31 protein-coding genes and 1 pseudogene are annotated in these 24,181 nt (G+C 45.1%); 10 read left to right on the top strand and 22 right to left on the bottom strand.

Annotated features, from left to right (window positions below; genetic code table 11):
- Nucleotides 1-45: 45 nt before the first annotated feature.
- A complete protein-coding gene (locus ACBP55_RS04875; RefSeq protein ID WP_464650156.1) occupies nt 46-399 on the bottom strand; it encodes a DsrE family protein in 354 nt (117 codons plus the stop codon).
- A 182-nt stretch (nt 400-581) separates the two neighbouring features.
- Between ACBP55_RS04875 and ACBP55_RS04870 the strand changes: the two genes are divergently transcribed.
- Nucleotides 582-956, top strand: coding sequence for a spore germination protein (locus ACBP55_RS04870; protein ID WP_464650154.1), 375 nt, complete (start codon nt 582-584; stop codon nt 954-956).
- A 100-nt stretch (nt 957-1,056) separates the two neighbouring features.
- The gene (locus ACBP55_RS04865; protein ID WP_464650153.1) at nt 1,057-1,521 is read left to right on the top strand and encodes a GNAT family N-acetyltransferase; all 465 of its coding nucleotides are present in this window, start codon (nt 1,057-1,059) and stop codon (nt 1,519-1,521) included.
- A 324-nt stretch (nt 1,522-1,845) separates the two neighbouring features.
- On the opposite strand, the gene ACBP55_RS04860 is transcribed toward ACBP55_RS04865, so the two are convergent.
- The 5 genes from ACBP55_RS04860 to ACBP55_RS04840 form a co-directional block, all read right to left on the bottom strand.
- Nucleotides 1,846-2,484 carry an FMN-dependent NADH-azoreductase gene (locus ACBP55_RS04860; RefSeq protein WP_464650151.1) on the bottom strand — a complete coding sequence of 213 codons (639 nt, stop codon included), beginning with the start codon at nt 2,482-2,484 and terminating at the stop codon, nt 1,846-1,848.
- 467 nt (nt 2,485-2,951) lie between these two features.
- The gene (locus ACBP55_RS04855; protein ID WP_464650149.1) at nt 2,952-3,614 is read right to left on the bottom strand and encodes an NAD(P)H-dependent oxidoreductase; all 663 of its coding nucleotides are present in this window, start codon (nt 3,612-3,614) and stop codon (nt 2,952-2,954) included.
- A gap of 15 nt (nt 3,615-3,629) precedes the next feature.
- Entirely contained in the window at nt 3,630-3,770 is a 141-nt protein-coding gene (locus ACBP55_RS04850; RefSeq protein WP_464650147.1) for a hypothetical protein, read from the bottom strand.
- Between the two features lie 40 nt (nt 3,771-3,810).
- Nucleotides 3,811-4,077 (bottom strand): thioredoxin domain-containing protein, encoded by a 267-nt coding sequence (locus ACBP55_RS04845; RefSeq protein WP_464650145.1) that lies wholly within the window; start codon nt 4,075-4,077, stop codon nt 3,811-3,813.
- Nucleotides 4,058-4,285: a hypothetical protein gene (locus ACBP55_RS04840; protein WP_464650143.1), complete on the bottom strand. Its 228-nt coding sequence runs from the start codon at nt 4,283-4,285 to the stop codon at nt 4,058-4,060. The genes ACBP55_RS04845 and ACBP55_RS04840 overlap by 20 nt, the downstream gene beginning before the upstream one ends.
- A gap of 275 nt (nt 4,286-4,560) precedes the next feature.
- Here ACBP55_RS04840 and ACBP55_RS04835 point away from each other — a divergent pair, with 275 nt between their 5' ends.
- Together ACBP55_RS04835 and ACBP55_RS04830 are read left to right on the top strand one after the other, a co-directional pair.
- The gene (locus tag ACBP55_RS04835; protein ID WP_464650141.1) at nt 4,561-4,944 is read left to right on the top strand and encodes an NAD-dependent epimerase/dehydratase family protein; all 384 of its coding nucleotides are present in this window, start codon (nt 4,561-4,563) and stop codon (nt 4,942-4,944) included.
- A gap of 130 nt (nt 4,945-5,074) precedes the next feature.
- Nucleotides 5,075-5,581: a substrate-binding domain-containing protein gene (locus ACBP55_RS04830; RefSeq protein WP_464650139.1), complete on the top strand. Its 507-nt coding sequence runs from the start codon at nt 5,075-5,077 to the stop codon at nt 5,579-5,581.
- Nucleotides 5,582-5,689: 108 nt separating this feature from the next.
- Here ACBP55_RS04830 and ACBP55_RS04825 read toward each other — a convergent pair whose 3' ends face one another.
- The 7 genes and pseudogenes from ACBP55_RS04825 to uptA all read right to left on the bottom strand — a co-directional run bounded on the left by ACBP55_RS04825 (nt 5,690) and on the right by uptA (nt 9,788).
- The gene (locus ACBP55_RS04825) at nt 5,690-5,968 is read right to left on the bottom strand and encodes a DUF2653 family protein (protein WP_029197356.1); all 279 of its coding nucleotides are present in this window, start codon (nt 5,966-5,968) and stop codon (nt 5,690-5,692) included.
- A 5-nt stretch (nt 5,969-5,973) separates the two neighbouring features.
- Nucleotides 5,974-6,402 (bottom strand): hypothetical protein, encoded by a 429-nt coding sequence (locus ACBP55_RS04820; RefSeq protein ID WP_464650137.1) that lies wholly within the window; start codon nt 6,400-6,402, stop codon nt 5,974-5,976.
- 140 nt (nt 6,403-6,542) lie between these two features.
- Nucleotides 6,543-7,142 carry a manganese efflux pump gene (locus tag ACBP55_RS04815; RefSeq protein ID WP_464650135.1) on the bottom strand — a complete coding sequence of 200 codons (600 nt, stop codon included), beginning with the start codon at nt 7,140-7,142 and terminating at the stop codon, nt 6,543-6,545.
- Nucleotides 7,143-7,358: 216 nt separating this feature from the next.
- Nucleotides 7,359-7,673, bottom strand: a complete 315-nt coding sequence (locus ACBP55_RS04810; protein WP_464650133.1) for a hypothetical protein — start codon at nt 7,671-7,673, stop codon at nt 7,359-7,361.
- A 236-nt stretch (nt 7,674-7,909) separates the two neighbouring features.
- Nucleotides 7,910-8,532 (bottom strand): annotated as a pseudogene (locus tag ACBP55_RS04805) (MBL fold metallo-hydrolase).
- Between the two features lie 11 nt (nt 8,533-8,543).
- Nucleotides 8,544-9,110 (bottom strand): thioredoxin family protein, encoded by a 567-nt coding sequence (locus ACBP55_RS04800; protein ID WP_029197361.1) that lies wholly within the window; start codon nt 9,108-9,110, stop codon nt 8,544-8,546.
- Between the two features lie 78 nt (nt 9,111-9,188).
- Nucleotides 9,189-9,788 (bottom strand): undecaprenyl phosphate transporter UptA, encoded by a 600-nt coding sequence (uptA, locus tag ACBP55_RS04795; RefSeq protein WP_464650130.1) that lies wholly within the window; start codon nt 9,786-9,788, stop codon nt 9,189-9,191.
- A 254-nt stretch (nt 9,789-10,042) separates the two neighbouring features.
- Here uptA and ACBP55_RS04790 point away from each other — a divergent pair, with 254 nt between their 5' ends.
- The 4 genes from ACBP55_RS04790 to ACBP55_RS04775 all read left to right on the top strand — a co-directional run bounded on the left by ACBP55_RS04790 (nt 10,043) and on the right by ACBP55_RS04775 (nt 13,109).
- Nucleotides 10,043-10,405, top strand: a complete 363-nt coding sequence (locus ACBP55_RS04790; protein WP_464653227.1) for a cupredoxin domain-containing protein — start codon at nt 10,043-10,045, stop codon at nt 10,403-10,405.
- Nucleotides 10,406-10,549: 144 nt separating this feature from the next.
- Entirely contained in the window at nt 10,550-11,230 is a 681-nt protein-coding gene (locus ACBP55_RS04785; RefSeq protein WP_464650128.1) for a response regulator transcription factor, read from the top strand.
- Complete coding sequence (locus ACBP55_RS04780) at nt 11,227-12,606, top strand: sensor histidine kinase (protein WP_464650126.1); 1,380 nt, start codon at nt 11,227-11,229, stop codon at nt 12,604-12,606. Before ACBP55_RS04785 ends, ACBP55_RS04780 begins: the two co-directional genes overlap by 4 nt.
- Nucleotides 12,607-12,791: 185 nt before the next feature.
- Entirely contained in the window at nt 12,792-13,109 is a 318-nt protein-coding gene (locus tag ACBP55_RS04775) for a dehydrogenase (protein WP_464650124.1), read from the top strand.
- Nucleotides 13,110-13,169: 60 nt separating this feature from the next.
- Here ACBP55_RS04775 and melA read toward each other — a convergent pair whose 3' ends face one another.
- The gene (gene melA / locus ACBP55_RS04770; protein WP_268613377.1) at nt 13,170-14,468 is read right to left on the bottom strand and encodes an alpha-glucosidase/alpha-galactosidase; all 1,299 of its coding nucleotides are present in this window, start codon (nt 14,466-14,468) and stop codon (nt 13,170-13,172) included.
- 146 nt (nt 14,469-14,614) lie between these two features.
- Here melA and ACBP55_RS04765 point away from each other — a divergent pair, with 146 nt between their 5' ends.
- A complete protein-coding gene (locus ACBP55_RS04765) occupies nt 14,615-15,469 on the top strand; it encodes a helix-turn-helix transcriptional regulator (RefSeq protein WP_464650122.1) in 855 nt (284 codons plus the stop codon).
- Nucleotides 15,470-15,575: 106 nt separating this feature from the next.
- Here the strand turns inward: ACBP55_RS04765 and ACBP55_RS04760 are convergent, their stop codons facing one another.
- From ACBP55_RS04760 to ACBP55_RS04750, 3 genes are all read right to left on the bottom strand, one after another.
- Nucleotides 15,576-15,869, bottom strand: coding sequence for a Dabb family protein (locus ACBP55_RS04760; protein WP_057307879.1), 294 nt, complete (start codon nt 15,867-15,869; stop codon nt 15,576-15,578).
- A gap of 138 nt (nt 15,870-16,007) precedes the next feature.
- Nucleotides 16,008-16,853, bottom strand: a complete 846-nt coding sequence (locus ACBP55_RS04755) for a DUF2167 domain-containing protein (RefSeq protein WP_464650119.1) — start codon at nt 16,851-16,853, stop codon at nt 16,008-16,010.
- A 188-nt stretch (nt 16,854-17,041) separates the two neighbouring features.
- Nucleotides 17,042-17,839 (bottom strand): RDD family protein, encoded by a 798-nt coding sequence (locus tag ACBP55_RS04750; protein WP_464650117.1) that lies wholly within the window; start codon nt 17,837-17,839, stop codon nt 17,042-17,044.
- Nucleotides 17,840-18,047: 208 nt separating this feature from the next.
- Here ACBP55_RS04750 and ACBP55_RS04745 point away from each other — a divergent pair, with 208 nt between their 5' ends.
- The gene (locus ACBP55_RS04745; protein ID WP_464650115.1) at nt 18,048-18,887 is read left to right on the top strand and encodes a stage II sporulation protein M; all 840 of its coding nucleotides are present in this window, start codon (nt 18,048-18,050) and stop codon (nt 18,885-18,887) included.
- Nucleotides 18,888-19,014: 127 nt separating this feature from the next.
- On the opposite strand, the gene ACBP55_RS04740 is transcribed toward ACBP55_RS04745, so the two are convergent.
- Genes ACBP55_RS04740 through ACBP55_RS04720 form a run of 5 tightly spaced genes read right to left on the bottom strand, consistent with a single transcriptional unit; the run spans nt 19,015 to nt 24,143 of the window.
- Nucleotides 19,015-20,388: a DUF58 domain-containing protein gene (locus ACBP55_RS04740; RefSeq protein ID WP_464650113.1), complete on the bottom strand. Its 1,374-nt coding sequence runs from the start codon at nt 20,386-20,388 to the stop codon at nt 19,015-19,017.
- Nucleotides 20,339-21,259 (bottom strand): AAA family ATPase, encoded by a 921-nt coding sequence (locus tag ACBP55_RS04735; protein WP_464650111.1) that lies wholly within the window; start codon nt 21,257-21,259, stop codon nt 20,339-20,341. Before ACBP55_RS04735 ends, ACBP55_RS04740 begins: the two co-directional genes overlap by 50 nt.
- 5 nt (nt 21,260-21,264) lie before the next feature.
- On the bottom strand, nt 21,265-22,455 hold the full coding sequence (locus ACBP55_RS04730) for a DUF4350 domain-containing protein (protein WP_464650109.1): 1,191 nt from the start codon (nt 22,453-22,455) through the stop codon (nt 21,265-21,267).
- The gene (locus ACBP55_RS04725; protein ID WP_464650107.1) at nt 22,439-23,092 is read right to left on the bottom strand and encodes a DUF4129 domain-containing protein; all 654 of its coding nucleotides are present in this window, start codon (nt 23,090-23,092) and stop codon (nt 22,439-22,441) included. Before ACBP55_RS04725 ends, ACBP55_RS04730 begins: the two co-directional genes overlap by 17 nt.
- Nucleotides 23,085-24,143 carry a DUF7847 domain-containing protein gene (locus ACBP55_RS04720; RefSeq protein ID WP_464650105.1) on the bottom strand — a complete coding sequence of 353 codons (1,059 nt, stop codon included), beginning with the start codon at nt 24,141-24,143 and terminating at the stop codon, nt 23,085-23,087. The genes ACBP55_RS04725 and ACBP55_RS04720 overlap by 8 nt, the downstream gene beginning before the upstream one ends.
- Nucleotides 24,144-24,181 lie beyond the last annotated feature (38 nt).

Genomic DNA, 24,181 nt, shown 5'->3' with positions numbered 1-24,181 from the left:
CAGCCCATCTTCCTATTGTCAAACGGTGTTTACGCCGCTTCGAAATTAAAGGGTGATGATTTGGTAATCGTCCGCAATCAATTTCGTTATGCTGAGGTGTCCTTCAACTTCGGCGAAAGTCGGGAGGCCGGCGGATTTGGCATCCTCGGTCACGCCGAAAACGTTCGCGCAGAAATTGCAAACTCCGGCGATGAGGCCCAGCCCTTTAGCGGCTTTGTAAAGGGGATTGAACATGTGGGATGGATCCTCCAGCGTTTTGACCCAGGTCGTACCTTGGCCGTCGAAATAAATTTTGACATCGAAATTAGCCTCGTGCAGCTCTTGGCCATACAGCAGGGCATGAGACACTCTTCCCCCTTCATTCTCCGTGGCGTGTACGATAATAGCTACTTTTTTCATGATGAACACTCCTTGTTTTTGTGATTTGTATTTCATGTGTTTATCATAACCGGAATGAGACGAATCCTTCTGCGAAATATTTCACATTACGGATGTGATTTTTCGGGTTGTGCCTTATGTATAGATATGGGTTTCCCGCAGTAAAATAACATGGCTCATCATTCTAGCCCTGGAGTCGGTATATGAAGCTGAACAATCGCCTTAAATCCGAACAGCATGTATCCGAACTACAACCTGAGCTGGAAAATCCGGATCAACTGAAGCAGCTATCCGCACAATCGAGCGATTTTAAGACGACGACGGTTTTACTGGGAAAGCAAGAAGTAGTCATTTCCTATTACAAAACATTAGTCGATGAGAAGCTGCTCCAGCAGGTTATACTTGCGATGCAGACTCGTGCGCTGGATTCGGAATTCAAACGGATCGAGGATATTAAGGTTTGGATTCCGATTGATGATATCGAGATTACCGATCAGATCAAAAACATTCAATTTAGGCTCCTGAAAGGGTATGCGATTGTGATCTTATTTAACATTTCTTATTGTAAATTGGTCTAATAAAAGATATTAGTATTTTATATCTTATCCCAAGAAGCTAAAATAAATTTATAAATACTAACCTTTGCTACTCTTGCTATAATTGAAAGGATGAGCCAAAATGGCAGGAATATCGCACAAACAAATCTCGATTGACATTGTGCCACTAAGAGCAGAGGATCGTAACAGCTGGAACATCTTGGCTAGAGGTTATAAAACCTTTTACGAGACTGATCTCCACGACTCAATATATGATGAGGTGTGGCACCGATTGTTGAATGCTGATGGTATATATGGTTTTGGCGGGCACTTACAAGGAAATTTGGTCGGTATAGCCCACTACCAGTTCCATCGCACTATCTGGATGGAAGATGCCTGCTATCTGCAAGATCTATTCGTCGACGAGGCTTCCCGGGGGCATGGGGTGGCTCGGGCACTCATTGAACGGGTAGCGCAATCGGCGCGAGAAAATAACGCTTCCCGATTCTACTGGCATACTCGTCAAGACAATACCACAGCTCGTTTGCTCTATGACAAGGTTGCCAATTACAAGGGTTTCATTCGTTATGATTATCCGCTTGAGTAAAACCACTACTTTGTAATCTCAGATAAGGTTGTTCCTAAATAATAGTTGAACAGGCTCCCGGAAATGCCGGCAGCCTGCTCTTCATGATACTATCGTTACCTATTAGTTCAGTCCATGGTTGTCGTCAATTATCCAATGAACAAGCCAAGCACCATGAGGATCATCCGGACTGGATCATCTAATGGAAGCGAGACCGGCTCCGTCGTGCAAAATAGGGCCATTTACCATTTCACGTTCGAATAATCCCTTCTGGCCGACGACGACGAGCAGTGCTCCGCACTCGGAAACAGCGCCACGAGCTGGGGGGCGAAATCGACATCGTGATTAAAAAGTCATCGCATGCTTTTCTGCATCCGATATACCCTTGCGAATAATTTCATCTGCTCGCTCTCGGTCAAAATCATGTCCTTCCACATATAATACTTCTAGATTATGAATACCTATGATGTTAAGCACTTGTTTTAAATACGGGTGACTATGATCCAATTTCGTTAAAGGTCCTTGCGAATAAATACCGCCGCTAACTTGAATATGAATGGCTTTTTTATCCATTAAATGTCCGACAGGACCATTTTCGGTGTAATGAAATGTTTTTCCGGCCACCACAATGGAATCGATAAATTCTTTTAATCGTGGTGGAATACTCCAGTTCCACATAGGAGATACAAATACGTATTTATCAGCGCTCGTTACTCGATCTATAAATTGATTTAAAGCATTGATTTTTTGCTGCTCGACTTCACTCAACTCTGAAAATGGCATTCCCCCTCGACGCATTTTCTCCCAACTGTTAAGGATATCGCGATCTACGATTGGAAATTCCTCTTCATATAAATTTATTTCCTGAATCTCATCATTTGCATGAGTTTCGCAATAAGCTTTAAGAAAAGCTTGTCCTACTCGATGACCAACTGAGTTTTCAATTGATTTTGGATTAGCAGTAATGTATAGAACTTGTGCCATGTTAAATCAAACGCTCCCTTTTCTTAAATTGATGAAATCCCAAATAAATGGCATTTTCTTTCTTTTAGCGTTGTTATATTTTGCAGCCAATCTTAAAGCAGCTTCTTTATTGTGTCAGGTCTTTTTGTCGTCATGGGTAGAATTGGGATGACTCCATTGTTATTCTTGACAACATAAGAATGCCCTCACGCACGGGAAAATACGAAAAGCTACCAGGGGGCGCATTGAGATCTCAGCCGTCAGAATTGGCGAAGATATTATATAGACAGTCACTGACGACGGCTCAGGCATTTCTTGTGAGCGGCCGTTACATTCTTGTACTAAAATGTTTTTTCACAATCCCCCAAAGAATCTTACCCGTTAGCACCATAAAAAAGGAGTTGCCGCACCCGCAGCAACCCCATTCTTAAACTTGAGCACCTGTTAGCGAACCATGTCCCCTGATGCCGAGAAATATCATCTTAAGTTTATCGCCACTCAACAATCTCATCGAGATGTTGTCTTGTTTGTGGACGTTTGGGATCCTTTTGACGATATCCGAAAGCGACCATACAGGCTACACCGAAATCGTCGCCGTTAATGATACCCTCATTTTGTAAAATAGCGGTCACCTGCTTTTTATCAAAACCTTCGATCGGACAGGAATCAATACCGATTTGAGCCGCGGCTGTCATCATGTTTCCCAATGCTATATAGGTTTGTCTGATTGACCATTCAAAAAGGAGACGGTCATTATCTTCGAGTTCTGTTTCGACGAAGGATTTGTAGAAATCGTACCAATCTTGCACAACTTCTTCAGGCATATGATGAATGTCTTTCCACATTTTATTCACGTGAACCGAGTCAGGCCGTAAGCCTTCTTCTCTTCTGGCCAATATAACTACAAAATGGCTGGCAGTGGGCAGTTGTCCCGTGGCACCGCCAGATACAGGTTTCAATTTTTCGCGAAGAGCTGCATTCTGGATCACGACAAACTTCCACGGCTCGAAGCCAAATGAACTTGGAGACAGTCTTCCTGTCTCCAAAATAAAGTGAAAATCTTCATCCGAAATCTTTTTGTTGGCATCAAATGCCTTGCTAGCATGCCGAAAACGATAAGCTTTCAAAATTTCTTCCTTGGTCTTTGTCATGTTATATTCTCCTTCTTAACTAACATTTAATATAGATGCATAGCTGCCCCATGTACAACAGCCGCCTGCGTCTGCCTCATTAATCTGCTTCATCCGCTCGCTCCGCCCACGGAAATCCAATACTAAGCATCGCTTCTTCAGACTTGTTTTTACCATAATCGATTATTCTGCTCACAAATGTATGATGCAAAAATCGTTACAGTTTTTTTAGCTCTCGCAAAATTTCCTCCGGGCTTTGACGCTGCATGAAATTCGGATTGACATAAGCGGAGCGAATAATGGCGCTCTCATCAATCATGAAAGTAGCCGGAACCGGCAAAACCCATTTCGAGGTATTATTATACTCCGCAAGATCGACTCCGATACCTTCCATGAGTTCTCTTACTCCCTGCGGAACATCGAAGAGCAGATTGTACTTGGCCGTTACCAAGCCGTTCGGATCACTAAGGACTTGAAATTCCAATCCTTCCTTTTCCTGAAGGGATAACGAATGCGTTTGTTAATTTAAAGTCCACCGCCTTTTCGCCTGGTTGCTTCCCGGAAGCGATCCCCGATTTCTGAAGTTCCTCAATCATTTGACCGATTTTGATCTGCGCTTCAATCGGTGCATTAGCCTTAAACTGCTGTGTGGCCACTTCCAGTTGTTCGGTTAAATTTTGGTTGCTCACCATTCTGAAACCTCCAATATCGAATGTAGCTTGATTATAATTCTAAAAAAATCGGAGTTCTGTAATGTAGTTAACAGTTCTCCATTTTATTTTTGAAATTGTGTAAAACGGCAGAACAATGCAATGTAGATGATAGATGCCGATGGTTGGCATGTTTATCTGTAAACTAAACCGCCAAGTACCATTGAGTTATCAGTCAATTTTATTTTGTCTTGGATGGCAGGAGAAAATTCGCTCAATTAATAAAATAAGAATGCAAACGTGAAAGGAGAATATGGATGAAAATACTCGTTTTAGGAGGAACAGCGTTTTTCGGTCGCCGGTTAGTCCGTTTATTACTCGGGGATGGCCATGATGTGACCATTGCAACAAGAGGTCAGACACCGGATGATTTTGGCGACGCCGTGACCCGAATAAAGGTGGACCGGACGAATCAGGATGCCATGATGGAAGCGTTCGGCAATTGTTATTATGATGTCGTCTACGATCAAATATGCTTTAATCCTCAAGATGCTAAAATTGTCTTGGAAGCGTTTGGAAACCGCGTTAAGCGGTCGATTATGAAGCTATGTGGTAAACTCGCCCGAATTTTAGTTGGTATGGCACGCACCGGTCAGGCGTACATCCCTCATAAAACACTGCCTCTTCAGCAAGCTGCTTAAACAACCATTGCGTTGCACGTAGATTGGCTTATTCGCAGGATTTCAAAAAGAAAGCACGGAGTAACGGATACATTGAACCAAAGGGCACCGACCCGTAACGATAGCAAGACCGGCCTTCACCCCTTGGACATTGCGGATTGGTGCATCGAGCAATTTTGCCTTATATAAGCTGCCGGCTATTCTGAAGCATTTCGTTGAACTTTATCCGAACGTCCAAATCCATCTGAATACCGGGCTCAGCTCCGATATTTTCCGGTTGCTGCAGAACGATGAGGTCCAAATCGCGTTCATTCGCGGCGATTATCAATGGATTGCGGAGAAATATTTGATTAACGAGGAACGGATCTGTTTGATCGACACCTGGTGGCAAGAACAGTTCAGCACACCTCCACAAATGACGATGCAAGTCGACAGCGTGGAAACGTGCAAGGAGCTAGTGAAGCACGGATTAGGCTATGTCATTATCCCGCGGATATGCCTGACGGAAGAGGACGATCTCCACACCATCGACTTAGCCCGGAAGGACGGACAATTTCTTCTGCGCAAAACATGGATGATCTATCGGGAGTCTGCCATGGAGCTCGCATCGTTGAATCAGTTCGTCAATGATGTGAAATCATGCTTTCCCCAAACATAAAAGACCGAAGGACAGCTGCTCGCGCAGCCTGAACTTCGGTCATAAAGCAAAAAAACCTTGATTTAACAAGGTTCTTTTGCGAGGATTTTCTTGTCGTTAGACTATAGATTAGACCGCTATTTCAGCGATGATCTCTTCATCCAAAGATAATTGGATTTGATCCCAAAAAACTCGCATCTGGTACTGATTGAACAAATATTGCACGATGGCTTCAAGCAGATTCCCTTGCGTGAGGATTTGACTGCGACCTTCGGCGAATATTTCGGCCGAGAAACCTAAGTCCTCGTCCCACATCAGCTCAACATCTACATCATTTGGCTTGAGACGTTTGCGTTCCGCCATATACAAGCAAATCGCATTAACGATTTCTTGTTCCGTTAATCGCATGCTTCTTACCTCTCCTGATCCTGATTCAACTTCCTTCTTTGTCTAAAGAAAGAAACGATCTTCATAACAACAGCTACCAGGGCAACAATGGCAAGTACGTTCACTAATAATCCAAGTATATTGCCAAGTGCTCCCATGCCTCCAAATAAGCCTCCGAACAACAGACCCGCCATTCCCCCGATGAGCAACCCTTTCATTAAACCCCCGCTGAAAAATCCAGGTTTTGTTGCTGGCGTTGCAGCGCCGGGCGTTTTTGACGTCGAATTACTAGGTTCGTTTTTAGAAACGTTACTTGAAGGCGCTTTTTGTTGATCTGTCGGTGTGTAGCTTTTGCGCGGCGCTTTATAAGAAGATTTCGCTTCTACCAGCGTTGGCACGGTAAAGGAGAAAACCAACATACTAGCCATAATCAGCATTACAAATTTTTTGAACATCGTGTCATGACCCTCCAGGTGTATAGTTAATATGAAAGTTTTAGCACTTTCGTCCCATTCTATACGTTTCACCTGAGATTTGGTTTCAGAAGTGCCGCAGCCAGGAGTCATTCTCATAAACTAATTCTTTGACATAAAGGTTAAACGAAAATTTCATAAAAACCAATGACAATCAGTAGAAGACATCCCATCAGTTCTGAATATTTCCCAAACCACGATTTCGCTATCTGACTGCCCAACCGAACGCCAATGTCTACTGTTAAAAGTGAAAATATACCGACTGAAAGGGCCGAAAACAACGGAGAAACCCCGCTGACGCCAGCAGCCAAACCGCTCGCCATACAGTTGACTGACAATGCAAATCCTAACGAAATCGATTCGCCCCATGATATGATGTGATTCCCGTCCTTATCTGATCTTTCGGCCATACGTGTCATTTGTTCACCTAATTCGGCATCAGAAACCAACTTTCTGCGCTTTTTTAAACTTGAACGAAGCCCCCAGGCACCAATGAAGACAACAACAAGACCTCCGATCAGATTGCCCCAGGATGGGGAGATCAGATGAGACAAGTATATACCTGCTGACATGGCCAAATATGTCGCAGCCAATGATAACAAGGCAATTAGCAGATTTGACAATAGCGGTACTTTGGTTGAACGCGCCCCAAATGATAAGCCGATTCCTAAATTATCTAAATTTGCAGCAATTCCGATGGCTATGATTGAAAACCAATGCATCTCTCCGCCCCCTAGATTGATCTGTCATTTTACTATATGCGCGAAGAGCCCAGAGGGAACTTTTAGCTGAAAGCAACTCCATAAGTATACCAACTTTCAAAATAGCCTGCTAATGGCAAATTTCGCGGATCGTTGGATTGGCAACAAAAAAAAGTAATCCACTCCGGTCGAAAGTCCCTGAGCTGGATTACTTTTTTATTGATGATCAGCGAATTATTACCTACAAAGTCCACGAGTAATAATCACAAGCAAAATGAACAGAACGAGAATAATTCCTACTGAGTTATAGTTATAAGAGCAAACTTTGGCTACAGGGTGGTGTACAGCAACCGGTTTAGGGAAAACAAACGATGTTTGTTGGTAAGATGCGTGCAAATGAATATCATTGTGTACCGGGCTTTGCATAATTGGAGCTGGCATCGGCATCGGCATCGGCATCGGCATTGGCATTGGCATTGGCATTGGAGCTGGCATTGGAGTTGGCATCGGCATCGGAGCCATCGGGTACGTTGGAGTTTTAACATGTTCCATGAAAGAGCACCTCCTCATAGTTTTCCTTAGGGAAAACTTTCATTGTAAATTTAACGGTTTTAAACTGCTTTGTTTTGTTTAGGTTGGGTGAATAGCTTACAACATCAGTCTATGGGGGTGCACCTACCTTGAACACGGTAAATACCCAGATCCAAATAAAATGGTTGGGTGTCATGGGCGAACGAGCATACATGCAAAAAAAAAACTGCTCCATTAGCGGAACAGTCCTCTCCTATTTACACGTAAGGATTATTATCTTTTTCGAAGCCAATTGTTGTTTTGGCGCCATGTCCGGGATACACAATGACGTCATCATCGAGTAGAAACAGCTTATCTTGGATGGAATCCATCAGCACGTTGTTATCCCCACCGAGAAGGTCCGTTCGACCTACCGATAGTTTGAACAGCACATCTCCACTGAACAGGTGCTTCTCGTATAAGAAGCTCACACTTCCCGGTGAATGACGGGGGTATGGAATACCTTAAGCTTAATGCCAAGAAACTCGAGCGTTTGCCCTTCGTCTAGCGCATATTCAGCCGGTTCCGTTTCAATCGGAGCACCGAGATCAGGCCAGCGAGCAGAGCCATTTTTCTTCGGATTCGTCAGCCAATCGGCTTCTAGATCGTGAATATACACAGGGCAGCGTTTGAGCTTACGGATCTCATCAACACCGCCGATATGGTCAAAATGAGCATGCGTGAGGAGAATCGCAACGATATCCAAATCGGCAATCTTTTTGATAAGTGATTTAGGATTCATGCCAGGATCTATGATAATGCCTTTTTTCGTTTCTGGATCCGATAATAAATACGCATTCGTACTTACCGGTCCTAGAACAAATGATTCAATTTTAATCATATGTATTCACCTTAGAACGACTCGATTAATTCACGAAGTTCCTTCACAATAACAGCATGATATCCGTTACCTTCACCATATTGACGGCCCATTTCGGCTCTGGCTATTTGAATTTTTTCGTTATAATCTGCCGCTTCACGATCTGGATTTTCTTTTTTGAATTGGTTCATGACAGCTTGCACGTGTTTCGGACGCGGACCCCATTGTCCCAATACAAAACCGCCTGTATCTGTAAAAATAACAATTGGAATCGCACGACCGCCACCCGTTAGGAACTGGTCAATTACGTCGTAATTTTGTTCAATAATAAGTACTTCCGTCGGAATACCGCTGTTCTCCAGCGCTTTGAACACGACAGGTACGTTGCGAACTACGTCGCCGCACCAGTCCGCAGCAACGATCAGACAGCGCAGATCATCCCGATTGTTTAGAGAATCAAAATACTCCTTATCCTCTTCGTTATCCCATTCAAATCCATTGTAATAAGCTAAAAATTGCTCTTGATTTTTCTCCATGCTGTCAATGAATTGCTGGGGCTTTAAGCCTGTGCGCAGCTTGTTTGCAAGATTCTTACTCATCGCTAATCATCCTCTCTTATCGTCATTCGTTTCTTTTATTGTAGCAAATTGCAAGCAAAAGCTCCAAATCTTTACGGCTTATATCTTCGATTTTCTTTTCAAAATTAATTGGTAGCCCACATATAAAAGAGTTAAGATAACAGCCGCGATAATTAATGGCTTAATATACGGTCCTGCCATTTGGTTAATCGCTTGCCAGTTATCTTTGAGCTTCATGCCCAAGTAGACATAAAGAATGGAATATGGAATTAAAGCTAGTCCTGTATAAAGTGTAAACTTGCCTAGCGGCATTTTGGCCATACCACCAGGAAGCGATATCGCATGACGAACAATGGGAATGAATCTGGCTGTGAAAATCATACCTGTTCCATAGCGGTTAAACCAAGATTCTGCAACATCAATGTGATGCTTGCTGATAAGCAAAAATTTACCGTACTTCTCAAGGAAGGGTCTGCCACCGTAGCGTCCGATCCAATAGAGCACCACTTGGGCTAAGGTACCGCCAATCACTGCGCAAATAATTGCACCTATAAAATTAATTTCACCTTTTGATACCAGATAGCCTGCATAAGCCAAGAGCAGTTCGTTAGGGATAACTTCCAGCATTAATCCGAGGAAAATCCCCCAGTACCCAAGCCCTTCCAAATAAAGCAATACATTGTGAATCATCTCACTCATTCTTGAAACCTCTCTCCACTTAGAATATCCGTTTCTAGTCTATAAAACATTCTAACACAGACGGGCTCTTATCAACCAGTTTCACGCTCTTTTTGCCACAGATCATAATCATGCGCTGACAAGCCTCCGCATAAGATGTACAAGAACCTTGTACAGGAGGCGGACCAACGATGTCCCGAGTATGGATTATTAAGCGTAAGCAACTCTATCTGGCAGCCGCTGCTCTGCTGCTGCTCCTCTCCGGCTTGCTGTATATGAACCGTGGAAGCATCGTTTCAACGGCAGCCGAACCGACTGCGGAAAGAATGATTCACATGGTTGTCGGAGAGTTCAAATCAACCACGGCAGACGGTAAAACAATCGAAGCCTATCGATGGGATCCGGGAACCGTCGTTGTCCAAAAGGGTGAGAGAATCAAGCTTAGCATCTATGGCGTGAACGGTCAGAGCCATCCTTTTCTCATCGAAGGGCTAAATATTAGCGGTGAAGTCAAGAAAGGGAAAGAAACTGTTGTACATTTTACAGCCAATCAAGAAGGGACCTACCGCATCATTTGTTTGACGCACACGGATATTGCCCATAGCGGTCCGATGATCGGCTATATCGTGGTAGATTAGCCCCCTTTTCTGCCGAAAACCTTATCTGCTCTTTGATTTCTTAACTCCTCTCGCGGCGTTCTGATATCAGGAGTGGCAATAAGGTTTTTTTTCGTTTACACTGTTGCAAAGTTCAATGATTTTAATGAAGAAGGTGCTGGGGTCTTGAAAACTCATATTCTAGTTGTCGATGACGATGCTCACATTCGGGAATTGCTCCGTTTTTTATTTTCAAAGGAAGGCTATGCGGTGTTTGAAGCCAGTGACGGAGAACAAGCGTCCAAGGTGATGGAAACCGAGCAAATTCATTTGGCGGTGGTCGACGTCATGATGCCGCTGCGCGATGGCCTGGAACTATGTTCGGAGATCCGCGAGCATTATGATATTCCTGTCCTTCTTTTAACAGCCAAAGGAGAAATCGAAGATAAAGAGAAAGGCTACCTGTCTGGGACCGATGACTATATGGTCAAACCCTTTGAGCCCAAGGAACTGTTGTTCCGGGCGAGAGCTTTACTGCGGCGTTACCAGCTTGTCTCCTCTGAGGTGATTACCTTGAACCAAACGATCATCAATCGGAAAAGCTATGAAGTAACCGCAAAGGGCCAAACTCTTCTTCTTCCCCTCAAAGAATTTCAGCTTTTGGCCCAATTAGCCAGTCATCCAGGACGCATATTCACACGGGAGCAGCTGATTCAAATGCTCTGGGGAACGGATTATGAAGGCGACAGCCGTACCATTGATGTTCATATTAAGCGTTTGCGGGAACGGTTCAGTGAGATGACCGATGATTTCTTCATTACAACCGTACGGGGACTTGGGTATAAGCTCGAGGTGACCGAACGGTGAAGACACTCTATACACGCATCGTTGTTACCTTCATTGTCATTGCTATGGTCAGCAGTATGCTCGCCCTGCTCCTCTCCAATAGCTATTACTTGGCCAAATTAAGAGACAAAAACGAAGAACAAATTTGGAAGATCACGAACGAAATTCGTACGTTGTATGAACAAATGCCTGATCTGGAGCCGGCAACCTACTTCACACATATCGCCAACATGGGATTTCAACTTTATGTCGTTAACGATCGGATGGAAGGAACCTTCTACGGGACTCCGTTCAAGCATACCCAAATGGATCCCGAGCAGATAAGGCTTGTCTTAGCCGGAGAACCGTATCGGGGCGTTTTGCAAGAGCGTCATTTTCTTATGGTGACCGGTTTTTTTGAAGATAGCCTTCGAAATAGCATAGGGGTCCCTATTCAAGTAAAGGGAAAACCTTATGCGCTATTTGTGAGGCCTAATTTGGAGCAGCAAATTGGCGGCGTACGTATCCTCATGGCCTTTCTGTTAGGGCTTACGTTTCTTTTTAGCATTATCTTAATCATAATTTTCTCACAATATATTGTTAAGCCTGTCAAAAAGCTAACCGAAGCTACGAAACGGATCGTCGGAGGTAACTTTGAGATTACCATGGACGTTTCTAGGCAAGATGAAATTGGAGAGCTGGCAAGAGATTTCACCTACATGGCTCAATCGCTCAAACAGCTGGATGACATGCGTCAGGAGTTCGTAGGCAACGTTTCCCATGAAATTCAGTCTCCGTTAACATCCATCCAAGGCTTCGCTCAGTCGATTTTGGACAAGGAAACCTCCGAGGAAGAAAAAGAACGGTATCTTCATATTATTTTAGAAGAAAGTAAACGATTGTCCTCGCTTAGTAAGCAGCTGCTAACGCTGGCCTCTTTAGACAAAGAAAGCCATGTCATCAAGCGAAGCGTCTATCGACTAGATGAGCAAATTCGCCAGATTCTAATTGTCACCGAGTGGCAATGGACTGAGAAAGAGATAGCGATCGAACTAGAACTGCCGGAGACAGACATCTCTGCGGACGCCCAGCTGCTCCATCAAGTTTGGCTGAACTTCATTACGAACAGCATCAAGTTTTCGAGGCCTGGGGATACATTACGGATCGAGATTCAGAAGCTGGAGACGGAAATCCTCATTCAGATCAGTGATACAGGGATTGGGATTCCGGAATCTGAGCTACCGCATATCTTTGATCGCTTCTACAAAGCAGATAAGGCCAGAAACCGTGCTCGTTCCGGCAGCGGCTTGGGATTATCGATTGCACAGAAAATTATCCAGCTCCATCATGGAAGCATTGATGTGCAGAGCGAAGTCGATAAAGGCACTACGTTTACCGTGCACCTGCCAAGATTGTAATTGAACATTCATCGTTGCTATCGACTGCCTGTCTACACTTTCGTCTTTCTCATCGCGTTAGGCGTCGATTACAACATTGTGTAACTATAATCCTGTACCCAAATGGGCGGCTTAGGTTCTTGTCCCCAGTGGCTCTGCGCCCTCTCCATGCATACAAATAGCATAGAGGGAGTGTGGATACTGTCATGACCAATAATAAGCCGAGTGAAAAACATAAGCAGCAGTTCCCCAGTGCTCGCGGAATTCGGAGAGCTTGCAGCAAGGAATTATACCGTACAATCAAGCGCTTGAAAGTATGGATTTCCCCCGAGCAGGTTAGGGCTGCAGAAGAGCTCTATGTGAAAAAGGTGATGCTGAATCTTCCATTCATTACGGAGAATGGCAGCAACCGCAAAGCGCTTTCCGATTGGTTCGACGAAAACGTAGGGCCAGAAATTGCCCCGCTTTGGAATGTGGAGCTTGAAGTACTCAACCATGCGTTTCGTGACGCATTCGGTGGTTAAAGCAAAGAAGGCCATGGGTATGTTAGACATACGCCATGACCTTCTTTTTCATATGAACAATTAGTGATATTCAGGCAGCCATTTGCCGTGTGCTTCAATTAACTCATCGCACATTGCAACGATATCGTCCATCGACAGCTCTGCTGAAGTATGTGGATCCAGCATAGCTGCATGATATATATGCTCGCGTTTACGTGTGATTGCAGCTTCAATCGTCAGTAATTGTGTATTGATATTCGTGCGGTTGAGCGCCGCTAACTGTGGAGGCAGATCGCCAACGAAGGTTGGTGTAACACCATTGCGGTCTACTAAACAAGGAACTTCAACGCATGCTTCGCGCGGCAAGTTCGTAATTAAACCGGTATTCATCACGTTTCCGCCGATTTTGAACGGAATATCGGTCTCAATCGCTTCGAAAATATACGAAGCATATTCGTGTGAACGCTCATGCGTCAAATTCGCATCATTCACGAGATCCTCGCGCATTTGTTTCCATCTGCTAATTTGCTCGATACAACGGCGTGGATACTCGTCGAGCGGAATATTAAAGCGGTCAACCAGCTCTGGATAATTACGTTTAATGAAATACGGATGATACTCAGCGTTATGCTCGGACGACTCCGTGATATAATGACCAAATTTCAGCATCATTTCAAAGCGAACCATGTCTTTATGCTTCTCTTTCTGCTTCTCCGCAGCCCGCTTCTTAATCTCAGGATAAAGGTCAACACCATCCTTAGTTACTTCCAGCAGCCACGCCATATGGTTAATACCGGCGATTTTGGCTTTCACGCCTTCCTTTTCCAAGCCCAGACTTTTGAAAAGCTCCGGAATACACGCTTGTACACTGTGACATAAGCCAACTGTGCGAACACCGCCGTATGTGTTCATCACATTGGTTAATACCGCCATTGGATTCGTATAGTTGAGGAACAGGGCATCTGGACAGACCTCGCGAATATCCGCTGCGAAATCCAGCATCACTGGAATCGTACGCAGATTTCGGAAAATACCGCCGATACCGACCGTATCGGCAATCGTTTGACGCAAACCGTACTTTTTAGGGATTTCAAAATCGGTTATTGTACATGGATCATAGCCACCTACTTGGATAGCATTCACCACATATTTAGCTCCGCTTAGAGCTTCCTTACGGTCTGTATATGTTTTGATAACTGACGTACTTCCGCTTGTTTTTTTGATGTTATTCAGCATGTTGGCTGAATCCTGCAGACGTTCATGATCAATATCAAAGAGAGCGATTTCAAAGCCTTGCAGCGCGGGTGTGTGCAAACAATCACCAAGTACATTTTTGGCAAAAACCGTACTTCCGGCACCTAGAAAAGTAATCTTGGACATGTGTGAATCTCCTCCATAGTGAGTTCTTTTTTCTTATCTTCACTATAGCGCAGGACGACTCCCAAAGACATGGATTGAATGAACTCCTATATGGACATTTGTAGTTTATTCATGTACCCTAGAAACAAAAACTAAAAGAGGCTTCTATGAATCAGGATCATTCCTATTTCGCCATTCATATCAATCCGCTCCATAGTACCAATGAATTATCCGTGCTTTTTAGCGGAGAAGGCAAGCCTATTCCTTTACATAAAATGGGACCGGCTGTGCATGATTATTACCTTATTCATACTGTATATGCGGGTGAAGGCACGTTCGAGATGCATAACCGCACTTATCGATGCTCCGCCGGAGACACCTTCGTTATTTATCCCGGAGAGTTATTCAGCTATATCGCAGACAGCCATCAGCCCTGGCACTATACGTGGGTTGCCTTTTCAGGCCGCGCAGCAGGAACCTTGCTTTCGCAAATTGGCGTTTCACCCCATCAGGCTGTCATTTCGGGGAGCAACCCCCACTCTATACGTCATTATTACCGACACATTCGCACCAGTTTTCAGCATTCTGACACTCCTGTGCTTGTGGATATGGAATCCGCTGCTTGGCTTCGCCTCTTAATTCGGGAACTCGGGCGCATGAACAGCCACCAAATTGATGTTAAACCAACGACCGAAACCGATATTGAGCGTCAGGTCGGTCAAGCCATCCGATATTTAGAACTGCAATACACACAGCCGGTATCTATCGAGGAGCTCGCACACACACTAGGCTATCATCGTACGTATTTATGTAAAATGTTCAAACAATCTACAGGCTTATCCCCTATGCAGTATCTGTTAAAAATTCGTATGGAACGTGCCCAACAGCTGTTGGAGACTTCCATGACGATAGACCAAGTAGCATCTTCCGTAGGGTTTAACGATGCCCTCTATTTTTCAAAACAATTTCGCAAATGGAGTGGATCAGCACCTTCGGTTTATCGCAAAGAACAGAAAATTTAAAAGTAAAAAAGCCTCCAATAGATTGGACAAAATAATCATTTAAGGAATGATCCGCATAAAAAAACTGCTGACAAGGACGAATCCTTATCAGCAGTTTATTCGTATATTAAATTTCAATATCAACAATCAAGCTATCTTCTCTGCCTACTTCTCTAATATATGCAGCAACCGCTTGGTGCTCCGGATTTGGACCATAAGCTTCAAGAGCTGCTCTATCCTCAAAACGTACAGATAAAACAACCTGGTACCCTTTGTTCTTCTCTGAAAAGTTAATGCCCGCTTGGATATCTACAATACCTGTTAGATGTTCTTTTAACGCTTTAAATCTATCAACGACTTCTTGGAGCTGCTCCTGCGTCGTCGTTTCACCGAATTTTACAAGTACAATATGATCGATCATGATATAAAACCTACTTTCCCTAAAATGATTTCGTACGTTTATGCGTAACGTTCGATTAAGCTCGGAATCCGAGATTAACGTCTTTCATCATATCAGGAAGGCGTCTAATCGTCGATAAGGAGTCGACATATTACATTTCTAACCGTTGATATTCCTCTGAAATCGTTTTTTGATAAAAGTCCAAACCGCACCCAGAGCAAGCACGATAAGTACCGCAAACTTTTTAAGAAAAAGAATAATGACGGCCAGTATCCCTACTTTCTTAGCGACTGCTAGCCCTGCTCCGCCTAAAATGAGCGCGCTTAATCCATACTCTGACATCTTATCCTTAGCTGGGTTGAAATCTTCATATTTTTCTCCCGTTTTCATGTTCAGCTTGGGCAACAATTTCTCAGCAAGCACCTTTTTATCTGCTTCTCTATGAGTTGGATCAGAGACCAAAATAACAGATATATTGCCCTCTCGCGACAAAATACGCGTATTGTAATTAAGAAATGTTACTTTCTTGTCATCCTCAGCCAACAAGGACCAAGTGAGCCCATGTGTCTTTTCATCATAAAAAGGTTCAATATCCCAACCCTTCACATAAATCTTTTCCCCATCCTGACGCTGTTTATTTGCCGCTTCTGTTCCCTTTTTATAGCTGTTAAGCAGTTCTTTAGCATCTATCTTTGTTTTTTCATCATCTTTGATGTGACCGGATTTCTTATATTCCAAAATGACTGTCCATGTCTGATCCTGACTCTTCGGAAAAATACTGCCAATCTCGTCCCCCGTGACATTGTCATGGTTGTCTTTACTCATTTTCTTTGTGTTCTCCGCGTCAAGAAAAACAAAATCCGAATCAAGATCAATAGTGGCTATTTGCCCCAAATCAACGGTTTTGCCGCCTTCAATCCACGCGTATTTACTCTCTGCAGCTGCTGCGCTGCTGCTCACCACCAAACATACAATCAGTGTCATCCAACATAATCGTTTTTTCATCCATAATCCTCCATACCCGCTCAAATGTTATTTATATTTTCAATAATCTACCATTTTTAGAGTATAGCATGAACAGATTGATTTAATAACCATTATTTTACTAAATTCGACAAAAAAGATAGACAGTCGGAATATAAATCATCCCAACTGTCTATTACTTCGCGTCATTCCCATATAAGCCGTCTTAATTAAACTTCCCAATCGTTCCTCAGCTTCTCATAAAGCTGGGCTAAGTATGCAGCAGGATCCAGTGTAAACCCTAGGTCATGACCTAACTTCTTAGCAAAATGCTGCGCAATCGGTAAGGCTAACTCCTGTAGTTTTGCATCATGCATTGTTGGTATTCGTTCGACCCAGGCTTGCAAAAGCTGCCAGTCTACCACAGTGATCTCTTGTCTTTTGGCTTCCTCTATATCCAGAGTGAGGATGGGATAATTCTTTTTGGAGATTGCCTTATCGATATGTTTTCGACGTTTCATTCGCTCAAAACGAGCTTCAATCACAACAATGGTTCCTGCTACCATATCACCGATGCGCTTATCTTTTGCGCTAAAGATGATGCTGACTGCACCAATGAAGTAGAATGTTGGCATCATATCCAACAGACGAAACAAGTTACGAATCAAGATTGATAATAAGGTTGCAGACTGCCCGTTATTTTGGAGCACGCGAAGTCCTAGGATTCTTTTCCCTGGCGTTTGCCCTCCCATGAAAGCTTCTGTGAAGACAAAATAGCCTAAGTTCACTACAACCCAAAGAATGAGGGCAATCGCGATCAAATAATCTGCAAGAGCAGGCAGCCAATCACCCGAATATAACCTGCTTATCAAAATAGCAAATACGAATAAAAGGCCATTCATCACAAGCAAAATCAAGCAATCAATTAAATGCGCTAACGTCCTGCTGCCAATGCCTGCGGTTTGAAATTGCAATTGCACCTGCTCAGGTGTCACGATGGTTAATTCTTTATCCAGAGACTCGTTCATAGCATCTCCTCATGATTTCAAAATTATGGTAACGAATGTCATTGATATGCTAAAATGAACAAGCAAAACACTGAGATTAAGCTTACGATGCAAAGTTTTCTACGAAAACTCAACGCTTATGCTTACGATGAAAGTTTTGTTAAAGCAAAACTCAAAGCCCATGCTTACGATGCAAGTTTTCTACGAAAACTCTTAGGAGGTTCCCCCCATGAATATCTCGCGCTTCATTCGAGAACATAAATCACAATGGACAGAGCTTGAGCAGCTGCTGATTCAGCTTAGTAAACGGAAGAGCCGTTTGCAGGCCAGCCATGTGAATAGATTCACTGAGCTTTACAAAGTCGCATCCGCACATCTTGCTACCTTACAAACACACGTGCCTACGGATGAAACAACCCTCTATTTGAATCATCTCGTATCCCAAGCCCATAATGCAATGTATAAAGAAAATAACAAAAGCAGTAAACAGATGAAGGAGTTTTTCCTCCACTACTTTCCATCGTTAATACACGCGAGAAGTCTTTTTGTCGGCTTTGCTTTTTTCTTATTTTTGCTTGGCGGGCTGCTGGGCTTCCTGTCCGTATGGAACGATCCGCTCAATCTATCCATGATCATGCCTGGGACAATGGCCGACAGTATTGATCCTTCCAAAACTGCCGATCCACGCGGGGACCTGCACTCCCCACTCGTATCCACAGCCATTATGACGAACAACATTCGGGTAGCTGTTCTCGCCTTCATAAGCGGTGTAACGCTCGGAGTCGGGACTATCTATTTAATGATAAGCAACGGACTTATTGTAGGAGCATTGGCTGCGGTCTTCATGCAATCTGGGAAAAGCTATGTATTCTGGGCCTACATACTGCCGCATGGCATTATTGAGCTCACCGCTATTTTCATCGCTGGCGGCGCCGGTTTATATATGGGGTATCGCTTCTTCGTCCCAGGGCCCTATCCGCGTAAGCTGCGTTTTCTGGAGTCGGCCAAGGAATCCGCCCAGACTTCTGATCGGCACGATTCCTTTATTCATCATTGCAGGGATTATTGAAGGTTACATTACACCGTCTACGATGTCACTTGAGGTCAAATATCTCATAGCCGGAGTGACTTTATTGTTACTCGCGCTTTATTACGGTTATGGCATTAGTAAACGATCTAAACAAAAACAATTAACGCTATAAACGATCTCGCGATTTCAAATCCAAATAGGCATTAACAGCGCTAAGCGTCAGTTGGTCGGCAGGGACATCCATCACCGGGATGCCTCGGCTGGCCATTTTAGTTACATACGCATAACGGTCTGTCGTAAATTGGTGGGCAATACTTTGCCGATAAGCCTGACGGCTATCCTCAGCGCGAATACGTACCCATTGATGAAGAAGCGGATCCTGCAAGGACAAGAGCAGAACATGGTGGCTTCTGCGCAATCGCTGCACATAAGGCAGCAGCTCTTGATCATACAGATAACTTTCCATATCGGAAAATAGCACGACAAGCGAGCGTTTTTTCAGAAAACGCAGCACATGAGAGAAGGCAATCTGTGTGTTCGACTCCACGAAATCCGTACGCAGATCATAAACGGCTCTCGTTAACTCCTGAAGATGGGAAAGCCCTTTTCCAGCTGGCACGTACACTTTCACTTGGCTTGCATAAGCAATTAACGCTACTTGATCCCCTTGCTTAAGAGCTACGGCAGCGAGTGTTAATGCTGCTTCCAGTGTCCGATCAAGCTTCACTTGTCCCTCAAGCTCGATAGCCATTTGCCGACCACAGTCGAGCACTAGAGTCACGATCTTCCCTTTTTCCGGCTGAAAAAGATTCGTCATCAGCTTCGTCGTGCGAGCCGACGCTTTCCAATTGATATGCCTAATATCGTCGCCCTGCACATAATCACGGATATAATGAAACTCCGAGCCGCTGCGCTGCTTTTTGTAAAGCCGCTGGCCTTCTAAAATTAATGCATCCTGTACAGCACCTAGTACACCTCGTACCTGAGATAAATCTGGATAGATATCAATCTTATCTACTTGTTTCAATCGCACTTGCTTCTTCCAAAGCCCCATACCTCCGAAGTAGCGCAAATATACGTATTCGAAAACGTATTCCCCTCTCTCGAGAGCCAGCGTTGTATAAAAGAAAGTGGCTGAAGTTCCTCGGAAGGCACCGCTCATATGATTACGGACCATGCTGAATGTTTGCGGCAAATGATCCATTAATTCAACGTGAACAGACGTTAATTCCTTGGATTCAAGCTCAAGACCCACCTCAAAGCTGTTTCTGACATCCATCTGCTCCGGAAGATTGCGCCGGATTCCCCAACTGCTGCGTTTAGGAAGCAGCAACAAATCAACGCCACTTAGCACGCAGAGCAGGGCATTCCAGCTCCAGAAGACAGGTAGAGCGGCATCAAAAATAGAAGCTATTAATGTGACTACAGCACCTGCGAATACGAGTCCAATGAATCGGTTCGTTGGCAGGATAAAATCCTGAAGCAGAAAGTTATCGAGGAACCGGAATAGAGCCGAGCGTCTCTTGGATGATGTGGTCACTTGTTCCGCCCTCCAATTCCGCTTGCGGTGTTAACAGAAGTCTGTGTCGCAGCGCAGGCCGCGCTACAAGCTTGATATCGTCAGGCGTCACATACGTTCGTCCATCCAGCAAAGCCCAAGCTTTGCTAGCCATCAGCACAGCAATTCCCGCTCGGGGACTAGCCCCAAGCTGTACGCGTTTGGACTCACGGGTTTTGCGAATAATTGTAGCAATATAGGTGTATAAGGATTCCTCCACAACGACATCGGAAAGCCGGCGCTGCAGCTCCGAGATGCGTTCTGGGGTCAGAATGGCCGCGAGTGACTCCTCTTGATGCTGCCCGAATGGTACGTGGCTGCGTAGAATTTCTACTTCAGCTTCTTCGCCAGGATAATCAAGCACCAGCTTGAACAAGAAACGATCGAGCTGAGCTTCCGGAAGCGGATAGGTACCCTCGTACTCGACTGGATTTTGAGTAGCAACGACAAAAAAAGGATTAGGCAGCTTATACGTATTCCCCTGAATCGTTACCTGACGCTCTTCCATCGCTTCAAGCAGAGCCGCTTGTGTCTTCGGTCCGGAACGGTTAATTTCATCAGCCAATAGAACATTCGTGAAAATAGGACCTTGAATCGTTGTGAATGAATGATCCTGCATATGGTAAATGACACTGCCCGTAATATCACCGGGCATCAGGTCTGGCGTAAATTGAATACGGCGGTAGTCGCAGCCTGATAATTCCGCAAGGGTGCGCGCCATCTTGGTCTTTCCTAAACCTGGCACACCTTCCAGCAGTACATGACCGCCAGCCAATAGTGCGGTTACGAGCAGCCTTATATTCAGCTTTTGGCCGAACAAACGCTGCTCCATCGATTGGATTAATTCGTTCATTGCGCTCACTCCTTCTCCAAGTAGGCGATCATCTCGCCCATCTCCCGCGTTCGCTGCACGAACGCTTGGGTGGTTGGGCCCCGCTGCTTCGCAGCGCGGGGCCCAGCTGAGCCGCCGCTAGCAGGCGGCTCTTCCAGCAGGCGCGCGAGCAGCGCCGCCTGCGCCTCAGACATACGGCCGCGTGCAGCATCCGCGGCCTGCAAAGCACTTGCGCTGGGGCTGAGCCCCCAGCGCTGATGCAGCAGCTGCCGCAGGAACAGCTGCTGGTGCGCAAGCGCCTCGTGCTGATAGCCGAGGCGCTCGTACCAAGCGGCGACGGCGTGCACGCCTTCGTCGCCGCGGCGAACCGTCCACGCCCGCGGCGTGTAGACGGGGCCAAAGCGCTTGCCGCGCAGCCAGAGCCACAGCAGCAGCGCGAGACCAAGCTGCACGCTCGCGAGCACGAGCCACGCGGGGTAGACGGCAAGCAGTCCGGGCTTCGTCCCGAAGCCGTGATGGGTCTCATCGACCCACACGGCGTCCCACGACTTCACGAACAGCGGCCAGATCAATTCGAAATGGGACTCCTGATCAATCGTCCCATTCTGCATCCAGTTCGGGGTCACCACCACGGTGATGCTGCCCGAACCTTCTTCTATACGGCTGGCGAGCACGCCGTATTCATCTTCGAACAGCACCCGCCCGCCACCGGGCTTAATCCGGTACGGTGTATCCACCCGCCCCGTCAGCAAGCCACCGGCTGACGAATAATCCGGCGAGACCCTAATCGTCGAGACAGATGCACTTTCTTTGTTGTTTTCCTTCGCCGTACTTCCCGGCCCAATTTCCCCCGCCAACACAGTCCCCCAAGGCTCCCACCCTTCAGGATTGCGATCAAACAGAACAACATCATTGCCCTTCCGAACCCAATCGAGCAGCTGCTCGCGATCGGCCTTTGACACACCAGACGGCTGTACAGCAACCAGCAGCATCGCTTCACCGTTAGGCAGATTTTTCCAGCTCAAACGCCATTCCTTAACTGCCTTCTGCTTCGTACTCAGCAGTTCTTTCCAAGCCTTCGTACCGTCGATATCCGCCGAGAAAGACAGATAAGGAAGTTGGTCTGGGAGCTTGGGCTTCACGAGCCAGTAACCTAATCCGAGAAATAGCAGGATACTGAGTGCTAGTCCCGCATGCAGCTTATTCAGCCCTCTCATGTGCAGCCCCCTCCTCCCTGCTGATAACAACGGCAACCTGTTCATACATGGAAGTAAACTGCTCCTCCGTTACAACTTCCTTGCCATACCAAATACGTTCAAATATAAGCGAGCTAGCATGGAACAAAGGGACTAGGGAAGAAGCTGAACCTCCCAGCTCCTCCGCATACTCCCAGTTTGTCTTCCATTTCTCCACACGAATCATTCGTTTAGCTTCCATAAAGAACAGAAGTGATAGAAAGACCGAGCGCACACCCTCTCGCAAGTCCCCTGCTCCCCTCAGCTCCGCTGCTTGCTGCCAATAGAAGCGATAAGAACGGCTTATTTCCCCTACAGGCAAATAAGCGTCAGATCGGATTCTCTTTTGCCAAATAATTTGCTTCACGAACCAATAAATCGCGAATGCAGCAATACCCAGCAGCGTAACGACAACACCAACGGTCAGCCAGTTCGTTACCGAATCAGAAACTTGAAAATCAGGCAGCCAGCTCTGTATTTTTCGAAAAAGCGGCTTCAACCAAGCCCAAATCGAGCCGTTCTCTTTGACCTTATAAGCTGTGTATTCGCTTTGATTTAAGATTTGTTCTAATTGCCCTTTATCCTGTTGCAAAGAAGTCGCTAAAACGGTGTTAATCATTCTTTTTATCCAAGTCTATCGGAGGACGATCTTCAAACGTATCAAACGGCTCCAGTTCTTCCGTTGGTTCCGATGAAGAAGTTTGTAGGGTACTTTCAATCAACGATTCTAGTCCTAGACCCTCATTACGAACCTTGAGATCGAAGAAGCTAACTGCATAAGGCAGCACCCATAGAGGTGTAACCAAGATTGAAATTAAACTTTGCAATAACTGCCCGCCAAGTCCCAAACCAAAAATTGCAACAATAATCAAATCAATGACGGCTACGAAAAGATACAAAATGAGCGTAAGTACAAAATACATCAAAAATAAGCGCCAGAAGCTCTTGCGAGTCAACTTCCAACTGCGGCCTAGACCAATAGACTCTTCATCCAGCGCGACAAAAGGCAAATAATAACACCAGCGAATAAAAAAATAGGAAAAGGTAAAGATCGCTCCAAGACCAAGGATGACGAAGAATATGATGGATAGTACAACTGCACCTCCACCCAATCCTCCTACCGAACTAGATAAGTTTCCTCCTATTGCAAAGACGATAACAAAAATGACAATTATAATTGCGAGACCTATGTATATTCCGAACATGATAAGTGCATCCAAAAACGTGCTTCCTGCTAATGGCCAAAATCGGCGGAAAGATTTGCGCAATAGCCCCCCGACTCCCGTTGTCTCTTCGCCGAAGAGGCTTGCTTTAACCAAATGTAAGACGGAAGCTATCGAAGCTGGCATAAGGCCAAGAATCATGATTGGAATAAGAACCAACAAGAGGAGAAGTACTTTCCCTACGTCTATCGGCGTCTGTTTATTTTGCATGAAAGCACCGGATCCAAACAAATCTTGCATGGATGCTCCGCTGCGGATCTGGTCAAGAATGGATGATGGCGTACTTACCGCCGCCTCTTGATACGTAAGCAGTTGCTCCAGTAAGTAAAATGGACCATACAAGATCAACATGATCAATGTCAATGTCACAAAATGCTTACGGTACAACTGGAAACTGCGATCTAATATTCTTCCAATTCCCATTGGTCTTAATGATGCGTTTTGCATGCAGAACCCCCTAAATGTTGGTAATTCAAATACTCTTT

This window comes from Paenibacillus sp. WG02, from assembly GCF_055396115.1.
Note: the sequence above shows the minus strand (reverse complement) of the source record. Positions and strands in the feature narration are given on the sequence as shown.